11 protein-coding genes and 1 tRNA gene are annotated in these 12617 nt (G+C 64.9%); 7 read left to right on the forward strand and 5 right to left on the reverse strand.

What is annotated here, in order from left to right:
• Nucleotides 1–319 precede the first annotated feature (319 nt).
• The gene (locus AC54AF_RS21070; protein ID WP_034784389.1) at nt 320–859 is read right to left on the reverse strand and encodes a DUF2058 domain-containing protein; all 540 of its coding nucleotides are present in this window, start codon (nt 857–859) and stop codon (nt 320–322) included.
• A gap of 264 nt (nt 860–1123) precedes the next feature.
• Here AC54AF_RS21070 and AC54AF_RS21075 point away from each other — a divergent pair, with 264 nt between their 5' ends.
• Nucleotides 1124–1429: a PsiF family protein gene (locus AC54AF_RS21075; RefSeq protein WP_131689942.1), complete on the forward strand. Its 306-nt coding sequence runs from the start codon at nt 1124–1126 to the stop codon at nt 1427–1429.
• Nucleotides 1430–1479: 50 nt separating this feature from the next.
• Here AC54AF_RS21075 and AC54AF_RS21080 read toward each other — a convergent pair whose 3' ends face one another.
• Together AC54AF_RS21080 and ptsJ are read right to left on the reverse strand one after the other, a co-directional pair.
• The gene (locus AC54AF_RS21080) at nt 1480–2199 is read right to left on the reverse strand and encodes a glutamine amidotransferase-related protein (RefSeq protein ID WP_496638092.1); all 720 of its coding nucleotides are present in this window, start codon (nt 2197–2199) and stop codon (nt 1480–1482) included.
• A 33-nt stretch (nt 2200–2232) separates the two neighbouring features.
• Nucleotides 2233–3534 (reverse strand): MocR-like B6 salvage transcription factor PtsJ, encoded by a 1302-nt coding sequence (gene ptsJ / locus AC54AF_RS21085; protein ID WP_496638135.1) that lies wholly within the window; start codon nt 3532–3534, stop codon nt 2233–2235.
• An 81-nt stretch (nt 3535–3615) separates the two neighbouring features.
• Here ptsJ and AC54AF_RS21090 point away from each other — a divergent pair, with 81 nt between their 5' ends.
• The 3 genes from AC54AF_RS21090 (at nt 3616) to AC54AF_RS21100 (ending at nt 9307) form a co-directional block, all read left to right on the forward strand.
• On the forward strand, nt 3616–4422 hold the full coding sequence (locus AC54AF_RS21090) for a YggS family pyridoxal phosphate-dependent enzyme (RefSeq protein WP_496638093.1): 807 nt from the start codon (nt 3616–3618) through the stop codon (nt 4420–4422).
• 140 nt (nt 4423–4562) lie between these two features.
• Nucleotides 4563–6827 carry a putative bifunctional diguanylate cyclase/phosphodiesterase gene (locus AC54AF_RS21095; protein ID WP_496638094.1) on the forward strand — a complete coding sequence of 755 codons (2265 nt, stop codon included), beginning with the start codon at nt 4563–4565 and terminating at the stop codon, nt 6825–6827.
• A 92-nt stretch (nt 6828–6919) separates the two neighbouring features.
• Complete coding sequence (locus tag AC54AF_RS21100) at nt 6920–9307, forward strand: S9 family peptidase (protein WP_496638095.1); 2388 nt, start codon at nt 6920–6922, stop codon at nt 9305–9307.
• A 13-nt stretch (nt 9308–9320) separates the two neighbouring features.
• Here the strand turns inward: AC54AF_RS21100 and AC54AF_RS21105 are convergent, their stop codons facing one another.
• Nucleotides 9321–10316: a cytochrome-c peroxidase gene (locus AC54AF_RS21105; protein WP_496638096.1), complete on the reverse strand. Its 996-nt coding sequence runs from the start codon at nt 10314–10316 to the stop codon at nt 9321–9323.
• A gap of 208 nt (nt 10317–10524) precedes the next feature.
• Here AC54AF_RS21105 and AC54AF_RS21110 point away from each other — a divergent pair, with 208 nt between their 5' ends.
• Nucleotides 10525–10965: a hypothetical protein gene (locus AC54AF_RS21110; RefSeq protein WP_496638097.1), complete on the forward strand. Its 441-nt coding sequence runs from the start codon at nt 10525–10527 to the stop codon at nt 10963–10965.
• A 20-nt stretch (nt 10966–10985) separates the two neighbouring features.
• On the opposite strand, the gene AC54AF_RS21115 is transcribed toward AC54AF_RS21110, so the two are convergent.
• A complete protein-coding gene (locus AC54AF_RS21115; protein WP_496638098.1) occupies nt 10986–11756 on the reverse strand; it encodes a hypothetical protein in 771 nt (256 codons plus the stop codon).
• A 119-nt stretch (nt 11757–11875) separates the two neighbouring features.
• Between AC54AF_RS21115 and AC54AF_RS21120 the strand changes: the two genes are divergently transcribed.
• Together AC54AF_RS21120 and AC54AF_RS21125 are read left to right on the forward strand one after the other, a co-directional pair.
• Nucleotides 11876–11951, forward strand: a tRNA-Phe gene (locus AC54AF_RS21120).
• Between the two features lie 287 nt (nt 11952–12238).
• On the forward strand, nt 12239–12580 hold the full coding sequence (locus tag AC54AF_RS21125) for a collagen-like protein (RefSeq protein ID WP_496638099.1): 342 nt from the start codon (nt 12239–12241) through the stop codon (nt 12578–12580).
• Nucleotides 12581–12617 lie beyond the last annotated feature (37 nt).

Here is a 12617-nt window from a genome sequence, read left to right on the forward strand (position 1 = left end):
AGCACTGCCAAGGGAAGATTCCGGCATTTCCCCTATTTGCCGAGGACAGAGCCTTATTTTTTACTCCGGCATCACCGGCAAGATCCTGGGGCGACTACCCGCCGGATTTGGCCTGCCTGTCGCCGGCCAGGCCATGCAGGAAAAAGACCCGCCGGCAGCACAGTAACTGCTGTGCATCCATTAATGCGCGCTTGGCCCTGGAACGGCATGTCCCGCAGCGGCGTCTTCTGCCCCACCGAAGCTAACGAAAAAAACGCCAACCCGCAGGTTGGCGTTGTCAGTTCATGCCAGGCGGCCGCCTGCGGCCAGCCCCACGTGCTTACCACATCAAATCATCAGGAATCTGGAACGCCGCATACGGATCGTCCTCGTCCACTTCGGTGCTGGCCTGTTTTACACGCACGACGATGGCAGGGTCGCGTTCGGCGATCTTGTCGGCGATGATGCGCGGCACCAGTTCCACGGCGCCGCCCAGGCAGATGATGACCAGGCGGCCCGCCACCAGGTGGGCTTGCACGGCGGCCGTCACGTAGATGCGCTCGATCTTGTTATTAAATGTAAAGTTGTACGGCACGTCACCGTTGTTGCCCTTGCTCTGGCGGTTCTTTTGCACCATTTGCGCGATCTGCGCCACGATGGCCTTCTGGTTGGCGGCCGCGTCGCGCTGGGCGTTCAGTTCACGCGCGCGTTCCGCGTTCTTGCGCTGGGTCTCGAGCGCGGCCAGGCGCACCTCGTCGACACTTTGCGTGCCGCTCTTGCGCTCGTCCTTTTTTTGCTTGCTCTTGTCCTGGTTGGCCAGCTTGACCTTCTTCTTGTCGACCAGGCCGGCCTTTAAAAACTGCTCTTGCAACGAGACCATAACTACTCCGTATTGAGGGTGCGCCGGCCAAGGCAGCGGCATCGGCCGGTGGAAAGACGCTAGCATAGCAAAAAACAGGGGCGCTGCCGCCGCAAGATGGCTGCCCGGGCCGGCTGGCGAGCGTCCAACGCCCAGCAGTAACAAAAAGACACACTCGCGTGGCAATTTTGTTGATAAATGTCATATAGTTAGTTACGTTCTGCATATCGGCTTAGCTGCCGGTTGCATGCTCCCTTCCACTGACTGCGTCTACAAGGATTTGCCATGAAAAAATTAATCGCCCTCTGCATCGCCGCCGCGTTTGCCAGTACCGCCTTTGCCGCCGCACCGGAAGCGGCGCCCGTCGCCAAGACGGCGCAACAGTCAAAAATGACCACCTGCAATGCGGACGCCGCCGGCAAGAAAGGCGATGAGCGCAAGGCCTTCATGAAAGAATGCCTGAGCGCCAAGCCGGCGCCGGCCATGACGCAGCAAAACAAGATGAAGGCGTGTAATGCCGACGCCAAGGACATGAAGGGCGACGCGCGCAAGGCCTTCATGAAGGAATGCCTGAGCGCGCCGAAGAAATAAGCGCCTCGCCTGCCCGCCCCACAACGCCAGCGTCACGCTGGCGTTTTTTTTCACGGCGAGGCGTACGCCTGCATGAGCCGGTCAAGGAAAACAAACAACTTGCCGTTCATGGCGTGCCAGTCGTGTGTGCGCAGGACCGCTGGCGGCTGCACGAAGCGGTGCGCGGCGAGCGTGGCCAGTTCCGGCTCTGACGCGGCGATCAACAGTTCGACCACCTCCGGCGTGAACTCCAGATGGCACTGGAAGCCGTACACCAGCTTGCCGTACTCGACGATCTGGCGGGGGCAGCCTTCACTGCTGGCGATGACCTTCGCGTCATCCGTCAGACCCGGCATGTCGCTGTGCCAATGCCCGGCATCCAGGACATCGCCGAAATGGGCGAACTTGTCGCTCGCCTTTCCGTCTGCCGTCAGCATGATGGGGAACTTGCCGATCTCCTTTTCTGGGCTGTGCGCATGGCGCGCTCCCAGGGCTGCGCCGATCAGCTGCGCGCCCAGACAAACGCCGACGACGGCTTTGCCCGCCGCAGCACATGCGGCAATCAAGGCCTGTTCCGCTGCGGCGTCGAAATGCGGGCATTCCTCGCGCGTCGTGGACGGCGACTGCGGCCCGCCCATGACGACCAGCAGGTCGATGTCCGCGATGGAGCGGGGCAGCGGCTCATGGGCATGGACGCGGGAATACGTGGCCGCGTAGCCGCGCTCACGCACCCATGTTTCATAGGCGCCCGGCGCCTCGAACGCTTCATGCACGATGAAATGGACTTTCATGATGTTCCCTTTCTGTGACGAGGAATTAAAAAACTAGGGCCGGCCCAGCACCTGGGCCAGCACGCCGGCGAACGCCTGCGCGCTCGCTTCGTCGATGGTCGACACGGTGATCCGCAATCCCTGCGCCGGGGCCTGCACGCCGAAGGCTTCGCCGCCGCGCACCAGCCAGCCATGCCGGGCCAGCGCCTGCACGACCGCCTGGCTGGCGCCCGGTAGCGGCAGCCACAGGTTCAGGCCATCGGCAGGGTCGGCGCAGACCAGGCCTTGCGCCGCCAGCGCCGCCGCCAGGATGCCGCGGCGGCGCGCGTAGTCTTCGCGGGCCAGACCCACCTGCGCCAGCACTTCGGGCGACGACAGGCAGGCGCTCACGGCATCCTGCAAGAGATGGCTGACCCAGTTCGTGCCGGGCGCCAGGCGCAGGCGCAGGCGCTGCGCGGTCTGCCCGTCGCTGGCGACAACGGCCAGGCGCAGGTCGGGGCCGAAGATCTTCGACACCGAACGGATCAGCGCCCAGCGCCGGGCGGCAGGCGGAATCACATCGTGGTAGCCGGCGACGGACAGCAGCGAAAAGTGGTCGTCGACGATGACCAGCACGTGCGGGTAAGCGGCCAGCAGCGCGCGCAGCTGATCGGCGCGCGCCGCGCTCAGGTTGCAGCCGGTCGGATTGTGCGCGCGCGGCGTCACGATGACGGCTTGCGCGCCTTGCGCCAGCGCCCGTTCCAGCGCCCCGGGCCGCATCCCCTCGGCATCGACCGCCACGCCAACGGCATGCAGCCCGGCGATGCGCAAGGTGTTGATGCTGCTGACGAAACAGGGGTCTTCCACGGCCACCTTGTCGCCTGCGGCCAAGTACGCCGCCAGCAGGCGCTCGACCGCATCGACCGCCCCATTCGCCAGGGTGACGTCGTGCTCTTCCGGGCAATCGCCGGCCAGCCAGCGCCGCGCCAGGAGTTCCAGCGCCGGATCCAGCGTGGCCTCGCCATACAGGCGCGCCCGGTATGGCTTGCGCGCCAGGGCCGCGCCAACATCGGGCAGCCAGGCAAGGTTCGGATTGCCGCCGCCCAGGTCGGTCAGCGGCGAGCCGGGCAGCAGACCTTCCTGCTCGCCGGGATCGCGCTGCGCGCGGATGGCCGTGCCCAGGCGCCCTTGCGTGACGGCGATCCCGGCCGTCACCAGGCGCTTGTACGCCAGCGACACGGTATTGCGGTTCACGCCCAAGGTCGCCGCCAGCTCGCGCACGGTCGGCAGCGCCTGGCCCGGCGCCAGTTCGCCCGCCTGCGTCAGCGCGCGGATGCTGTCGCATAGCTGCGCCGCGGTTTTCCCGGTAATTCTCACGGTAGGCTCAGACATGATATATTTTGGCATAGGACAATCATACATCAATCTGCGCACTTCTTCCGCCAACGAGACTGACACATGCACAATGGCATTCCCCTGCTCACTCCCACCATGCACGAGCAGCATGGGCGCTGGCCGCAAGCCGTGTCGGTGGACGACTTGCGCCGCAATCTGGCGGCAGTGCATGCGCGCATGGCGGCCGCATGCCGGCGGGTCGGGCGCGATCCGGCCGGCGTGCGCCTGCTGCCCGTCAGCAAGACCAAGCCCGAAGCGAGCGTGCGCCTGGCCTACGCCGCAGGTTGCCGCCTGCTGGGAGAGAACAAGCCGCAGGAGGCGGCCCGCAAGTGGGAAGCGATGGCGGACCTGGCCGACCTGCAATGGTCGGTGATCGGCCATTTGCAGACCAACAAGGCCAAGCTGGTGGCGCGCTTTGCCAGCGAGTTCCAGGCGCTCGACAGCCTGCGCGTGGCCGAGGCGCTGGAGCGGCGCCTGCAAGCGGAAGGGCGTGGACTCGATGTGTTCGTGCAAGTGAACACCTCGGGAGAAGCCAGCAAGTACGGCTTGCCGCCGGACCAGGTGGCCGCTTTCCTGCGCGAACTGCCCGCCTTCCCGGCGTTGCGGGTGCGCGGACTCATGACCTTGGCGCTGTTGTCGGCGGAAGCGGTGCGCGTGCGCCGCTGCTTCGTGCTGCTGCGCGAACTGCGCGACCGGCTGCGCCAGGACGTCCCCGCTGGCATCAGCCTCGACGAGCTGTCGATGGGCATGTCCGGCGACTATGAAATCGCCATTGAGGAAGGCGCCACCGTCGTGCGGGTCGGCCAGGCCATCTTCGGCGCGCGGGACACGCCGGATAGCCACTACTGGCCCGCGGCGCAAACGGAATAGGCGGACCGATGCGCCCTGCAGGTGGTCATGGCATCAACCATGCCGAATGATCAAGATGACATGCAGAAAGATAGCGCGTAGTATTTAATCAACCTACTGCTCAGTACGGTTACACGGCATTCTGGAGAAAGGACGGCAGCGTGGCGGCGTCGAACGATCTCGCGCACTGGCGCGGCCAGGTCTTTAGCCGCCTGCTACAGGTGGTGCTGCTGCTTGGCTTCCTGACGGCCATTCCCAGCGCGCTGCTGGCCGCCAGCGAAGCCATCTGGTCCATTGTCGCGCTCGACTTGCTGGCCATCGGCTGGGTCGGCGTCATCTGGCATTGGCGCGCCATGCCCTACCGCTGGCGCGTGTGGCAATTCCTCATCGTCGCCTACCTGGTGGGCGTGGGCCTGTTGCTGAAAATCGGCCCCGTCAGCCAGATCTACATGATGCTCATGCCCGTGCTGGCGGCATTGCTGCTGGGTATGCGGCCAGCCTTGTCGACGCTGGCGCTGACCTCGCTGAGCATCTTTTTCCTCGGCCTGCATCCCGACGTCGCGCTGCAAATGCCGGGCACGCCCGATTCTCCCGTGCTGCGCGCGCTGATCGTGGCCCTGAATTTCCTGTTCATCGCCGCCGTGCTGACCCTGTCCTGCGCCTTCCTGCTGCGCCACCTGGAGCGCAGCAGCCAGGCCCTGTCGCAGCTGAACGCCGAGCTGCGCCTGACGGCCACGGCGCTGGCCCGCCTGAACGACATGGTGATGATCGCCGAAGTGCTGGACGGCCCGCGCGGCCCCGGCGCGGTACCGGGCACGCGCATCATCTTCGTCAACGACGCCTTCGAACGCAGCAGCGGCTATGCGCGCGCCGAGGTGATGGGCCGCAGCCTGCTGTTCCAGCAGGGGCCCGCCACCGATGCGGGCGAACTGGCGCGCGTTGCCGCCGCCATGGGCCGCGCCCAGCCGGCACGGGCGGAGCTGCTCAATTACAACAAGGCCGGCAAGGCATACTGGGTCGAAGCGGAACTGGTGCCGTTCACGGATGCGGACGGCAAGCAGACGCACTGGGTAGCCGTCGAGCGCGAAATCGACGAGCGCAAGCAATCGGAAGCGGATATCCACCGCCTGGCCTTCTACGACGTGCTGACGGGCTTGCCCAACCGGCGCCTGCTGATGGACCGCATCGGCCATTTGCTGGCCGCCGCGCCGCGCGACCATACCATCAGCGCGCTGATGTTCATCGACCTCGACCACTTCAAGCACATCAACGACGCGCGCGGCCATGCCACGGGCGACGCGCTGCTGCGCCTGGCCGGCGAACGGCTGGCGCAGCTGATGCGCAAGACCGACACGGTGGCGCGCATCGGCGGCGACGAATTCGTCGTGCTGCTGGCGCACCTGGCCGATGACCTGGACAGCGCCGCCCGCGCGGCGGCACAGGTGGCCGAAAAAATCCGCGCCGCCATCGCGCGCGACTTTGATATCGACGGGCAGTCCTACCACTGCTCGGCCAGCATCGGCGTATCCCTGCTGCCGAAAGCGGGCCAGCAGGCGCACGATCTGCTGCGCGAAGCGGACATCGCCATGTACCGCGCCAAGGCGGAAGGACGCAATGGCATCGCCTTTTTCGAAGCGGCCATGCAGGCGGGCCTGGAGCGCCGCCTGACCCTGGAACGGGCGCTGGCGCGCGCCCTCGCCCTGGACGAATTGTGCATGCACGTGCAGCCGCAGGTCGACCGCCACGGCCGGGTGACGGGGGCCGAATTGCTGATGCGCTGGCCGCAGGCCGACGGCACGCACATCACGCCCGGCGTCTTCATCCCCATCGCCGAGGAATCGGGACTGATCGTCAGGCTCGGGCACTGGGCCCTGCGCGAAGCATGCCGCGCCGCCAGCATGCTGGCGCGGGCCGGATCGCCCGTCGCCGTGTCGGTGAATGTCAGTCCGGCGCAGTTTCGCCAGCCCGATTTTTCCGCCCGCGTGCAGGCGGCGCTGGCCGAACACGGCACGCCGGCCGGCGCCCTGATCCTGGAACTGACGGAAGGCTTGCTGATCGACCAGCGCGACGCCTCGCTGGCGCGCATGCGCGAACTGGCGACCCTGGGCATCCGCTTTTCCATCGACGATTTCGGCACCGGCTATTCCAGCCTCGCCTACCTGACCTCGATGCCGCTGTACGAACTGAAAATCGACAAGCGCTTCATCGACGACACGCCGCGCGATGCGCGCGACACGGCCATCGTGCAAGCGATACTGGCCATGGCGCGCCACCTGGGCTTGCGCGTCGTGGCCGAAGGCGTGGAAACGCAGGAGCAGGCCGACTTCCTGCTCGCCCACGATTGCGACGGCTTGCAGGGCTACCTGTATGCGCGGCCGATGCCGCTCGACGACTTTCTCGCCTGGCTCGCTCAAAATCAAGCTTAGCTTTCCGACATTTCCTGCACGAAACTCCTCCGCTAGAATACCGGCCTCATAGCCTGTACCTTCACCATCCCCGTTGAATAAAGTGATCCCCGATGCGTCTGGTTCTTCCTCTGCTGCCGCTCCTGCTGCTTGCTCTGCTGCCCGCCGCCCATGCGGCCCCCTCCACCACCGCGCCCACGCCGATCACGCTGGACCAGGCCATGGCCGATCCCGACTGGATCGGCACACCCGTCGAAGCGGCGTGGTGGGGCTGGAATGGCCAGCTCTACTACAAGCAAAAGCGCCCCGGCTCGCCCCTGCGCGACACGTTTCAAGTATCTGGCGCGAATGCGAAACTCAATAGCGGCAAGAAGGTCGACGATGGGCAGCTGGCCAACCTCGATGGCCAGCAGATGGTGGTCAACCGGGCCGGCACGCGCGCCATCCTGCTGCGCAACGGCGACTTGTTCGAGCGCGACCTGAAAAACGGCGCCTTGACGCAAATCACGCGCGGCGTCCCGGCCATCAGCGACCCACAATATTCCGCCGACGGCGGCGCCGTGCAATACCGCAGCGGCACCGACTGGTTCAGCTGGAACCGCTCTGACCGCCTGAGCGCCCCCGTGGCCCTGCTGCGCGCGGCCAAGGACCCGGACGCCAAGCCGGAAGCGGACGCCCTGCGCGAGCTGCAGCTGCGCCTGATCGTCAACCTGGCGCGCCAGAAGGAAGACCGCGATGCGAACCGCGCGCGCCGCCAGGAAGAGCGCCGCCTGGACAGCACGCGCGCGCCGGAACCGATCTACCTGGGCGACAAGGTCACCATTTCCGGCAGCGCCCTGTCGCCGGACGGCCGCTGGCTGCTGTTCGTCACGCAAGAGAAGGCCGCCGAGAAAGGCAAGCTGGGCAAGCTGGCCCGCTACGTCACGGAAACGGGCTACCCGGACGTGGATGACGAGCGCACGCGCGTGGGCCGCAACATGCCCATCGCGCAAAGCCTGCAACTGGCCGACCTGCGCACGGGCCAGGTGCGCGACATCGCTTTCGAGGGCCTGCCCGGCATCGCCACCGATCCGCTGGCAGCCATGCGCGCCGAACAGAAGCTGCCGCCCCTGAAAGGCAACCGTGCCGTGCGCATCGACGCCCAGCGCGACGGCATCGCCTGGAGCGATGACGGTTCCAAGGTGGCCGTGCGCGTGCGCGCCATCGACAACAAGGACCGCTGGATCGCCAACGTCGACCTGGCCAACGGCACCCTCGTGCCCGTGCACCGCCTCAGCGATGCGGCCTGGGTCAACCGCCGCGCCGACGAATTCGGCTGGCTGCCCGACAACGCCACCCTGTGGTACCTGTCCGAAGAAAGCGGCTACGCCCACCTGTACGCGAAAACGGGCGCGGCGCCCGCGCGCGCCTTGACCAGCGGCCAGTGGGAAGTGAGCGCCGTCGAGTGGAGCCGCGACGGCAAGAATGCCTATTTTATGTGCAACCGGCAGGCGCCCGGCACGTATGAAGTATGCGCCAGCACGGCGAAAGATGGCGGCACGCGCGAAGTGACGCATCTGAAAGGCGTGGAAAACTTCGGCCTGTCGCCCGATAACGGCAAGCTGCTGCTGCGCTATTCGAGCAGCTATCTGCCGGCCCAGCTGGCGACGATTTCCGTTGCGGGCGGCACGGCAAGTATCCTGACCGATACGCGCAGCGACGCCTTCAAGGCGCGCCACTGGATCATGCCGGAACTGGTGCAAGTGCCGTCCACGCATGGCGCAGCGCCCATCTGGGCCAAGCTGTACCGGCCAAAGCAGCTGGAAGCGGGCAAGCGCTATCCGATCGTCATGTTCGCGCACGGCGCCGGCTACCTGCAGAACGTGACGCAGCGCTACCCCGTGTATTTCCGCGAACAGATGTTCCACAATCTGCTGGTCGAGCAAGGCTACATCGTGCTCGACGTCGACTACCGCGCCTCGATGGGTTACGGCAGCGCCTGGCGCACGGCCATCTACCGCCAGATGGGGCACCCGGAACTGGAAGATTTCATCGACGGCGCCAACTGGCTGGCAGCCCGGCACCAGGGCGACCTTCAGAACGTGGGCATCTATGGCGGCAGCTATGGCGGCTTCATGAGCCTGATGGCCCTGATGCGCGCGCCGGACGTGTTCAAATCGGGCGCCGCCCTGCGCCCCGTGACCGACTGGACCACCTACAACCACGAATACACGGCGAATATCCTGAACACGCCGGACGTCGATCCGCAGGCGTATAAAATTTCGTCGCCAATCGAATACGCCGACAAGCTGACGGGCAACCTCCTGATCGCCCACGGTATGATCGACGATAACGTGTTTTACCAGGATTCCGTGCGCCTGTCGCAACGCCTGATCGAGCTCAAAAAGGATAACTGGGAAATGGCCAGCTACCCGATGGAGCGCCACGGCTTCGTGCAGCCGGAAGCGTGGTATGACGAGTACCGTAGGATTTATCAGTTATTTCAGCGCACGCTGAAGTAAACGAAGCAATCACTCAGTCAAACGGCACCGGCCGCGGCGTCGTGTCCGACGACGGCGGCAGGATCGGCAGCACGATGTGCGGCTGCTTGCCCGTCAGGGTCTTCAGGAAAGCCACCAGCCTGGCGTTCTCGTCGGGCGTAAAGGTGCGGCCCAGCTGCAAGCGGCCCATCACGTCGACGGCTTGGGTCAGGGTCGCCGCTTCGCCATCGTGGAAGTAGGGATACGTCAGCTCCACGTTGCGCAGGGTCGGCACCTTGAAGTTGAAACGGTCGGCATCCTTGCCCGTCACGGCCGAGCGCCCTTGCGCCGTCATCGCCGTTTTATACGGCTCCACCACGCCCATCTTCTGGAAGGTGTTGCCGCCCACGGCGGGACCGTTATGACAGGCGATGCAGCCGCTCGATTTGAACAGCTGGTAGCCGGCCAGCTCGTCTTTCGTCAACGCGCTTTTCTTGCCTGATAACCATTGATCGAAGCGGGAACCGGGCGTCACCAGCACCTCTTCAAAGGCGGCGATGGCGCGCGTGACTTGCTCGATGGTCAATTTATCCTGGCCAAACACTTGCCGGAACTGCGCGCGGTAGGCGGGAATCGAGGCCAGCACGTCGATGGCCAGTGCATGCGTAAAAGCCATCTCGCCGGGATTGGCGATGGGGCCGCCCGCCTGCTCCTGCAAATCCTTGGCGCGGCCATCCCAGAATTGCGCCACGTTCATGCTGGAATTGAGCACGGTGGGCGAATTGATGGGCCCGCGCTGCCAGTTATGGCCGATCGAGGTCTTGATATTATCGGTGCCGCCCATGCTCAGGTTATGACAGCTGTTGCAGGAAATAAAGCCCGAGCGCGACAGGCGGGGGTCGAAAAACAGTTTCTTGCCCAGCTCGACCATGGCCGGATTGGCGACCTTGGCGGCAGTGACCGGCTGGATCGGCTCTTTCTCGACGGCATGCGACGTGCCGCCGAAGGCGAGGCTGGCGATGAAGAGAAAGGGGGAGAGGGTGCGGCGCATAGTCTAACTCCTGGAAGCATTCCCGAATCGGCGGCACGCGCCAGCGCGGGAATGCAGCGCGCCGGCCCGGTTGCCCCCCGTACATCGCTGATTGGATGTTGATTTATATTAACTTTGACGGCTTGATCATATAAATGACCGGGATCAAGGTTCCAGCCAAGCGCGAATCGCGCTTGCCATTTACGCAAGCGTGGCACATGATGAAGGCATGCACACACCCACCTACTCCACCCTGTTGCCACTGCTGCGCGCCGCGTGCGCCAGCTTCCTGCTGCTGGCCGCCAGCGCCTGCGGCAGCGCCCCCACGCAAGATGATGCGCCGCCTGCCCCCGGCAATGCCGGCTTGCTGGCGCAAATCCAGGCGGAAGTGGGCACGGCCGCCTGCGATTCCACCGAGCAATGCCACACCATCGCCATCGGCGCCAAGGCTTGCGGCGGCCCCGAGCGCTATCTGGCCTGGTCCAGCAAGGGCAATGACGGCAAGAAACTCAAGGTACTGGCCCAGGCGCAAGCCGAAGCGAGCCGCAAACAGCAGCAAGCGGACGGCATGATGTCGACTTGTTCCATCATCACGGACCCGGGCGCCACCTGCCAGGCGGGACGCTGCGTGCTGCAAAAGAACGGCCTGGGCGGCAGTTCGGCCATGTAATCGAGTGATACTGCAACGCGTCAAGACTGCAATTGCAAGGTCTTGACGATCTTGCTGTCCACCTTCTCGCCCGCGCCCGACATGGCACTCCGGCTTTCCTTGCGCAGCAACAATAAATGGTCGCCGCTGACGCCATACTGGCGCGTCTCGTCCGACTTTTGGGTAAAGCTGACGACGACAAAGGCGCGCCCGCTCACGTCAAAGTGAAAATGGCTGGCCAGCGGCGTGCCATCCGCGGCGATCCATACCTCGATGCCGCCTTCGAACTTCTTCACATACTTGCGGTCTTTCTCAGGCACCTTGTCGAGCGACAAGGTAAAGCTGAGCAAACGCGCCGGCTTGCCCTTGTAGCTATCCATCTTTTCGCTGCTGAACACGGCTTCCTCGATCTCGCGCGACAGCGCATCCGCCGCCGACACCATGGAGCGCAGCTCCGTCGCCTTCATTTCCCCCAGCGCAAAGCCGATCGGCGTCTTGACCTTCGGATCCTTCACCCTGGCGCGCTGCTCGGCTTCCACTTTCGCCAGCAAGTCCTTGCCGTAAAGCACCTGCAAACCCGCCGGCCCGCCCTCGACAGTGACTGTGGCCTGGCCGCTATCCTCTTCCGCCGCCTTGCCCTCGCCCTCGCGGCGCCAGGATCTCGATTCGACCTGCGCCTTGATGGGCATCTGGCCCTGCAAGCGCGCCAGCGCCGCATTCAAATCAGCGAGCCCGTCGGCCCGCGCCGCGCCGCACAACAAACTGAACACGCCCGCCACGGCCAGGCCTTGCACTCCAATACATCGCTGCATCGCCACATCCCTTCAGGTCAGACAAGGATGCCAAAACACCATGTTTTGGCCATCTGTTGCATTTGAACACAGCAAGCTCTGGTCAGGTGGGAAGTCTTTCTGCTATAATTCGCCGCCTTGGCCTGGTAGCTCAGTCGGTAGAGCAGAGGATTGAAAATCCTTGTGTCGGTGGTTCGATTCCGCCCCGGGCCACCAAGAATTCAGCAGGAAATATCAAAAAGCCAACCTCCGGGTTGGCTTTTTTGTTTCCTTTTCACAAAACTTCCGCCCCATCCCGCCGCTGTGTACGCAAACGTACGGACTGCCGCCGCCGAAGCGTCCATGCTGCAGGCAGACCACACACCCTTCCCGCCGCCAGCGTCCTGCGCGACACGGCGGAACGGCCACCTGGTCAGCTCTCCCCGCCACACCGCCATGCGAAACTCGCGCCCGACGCCGTCGAGCCGTTCCGTACATAACGGCACACTGCCAAAGGATGCATCATGAAACCTACCCTGATATTGCTCGCGCTCGCCTCTACCCTCGCCTTGACCGCTTGCCAGCGCGAAGCGCCGCCCGCGCCTACCGTCGTGCAAGTCGTCCCCGGCCCTGCCGGCGCGCCTGGTCCAACAGGCGCCACGGGTGCCACGGGCGCTGAAGCGTCTGCCGGCGCAACCGGTGCCACCGGCGCTACGGGCAAGACCGGCGACAGCGGTGCTGCCGGATTCGACGGTGCCAAGGGCGCCACTGGTGCACAAGGCAACGAAGGCGCCAAGGGCGACGATGGCGCCAAGGGCAAAACGGGTGAAACGGGCGACACGGTGATTGTCGTTCCGCAACGCTAATACCGTTAGCGCCGTGTAGCACCGGGAACCTGGTTCC

Source organism: Janthinobacterium sp. JF4 (genome assembly GCF_059617925.1).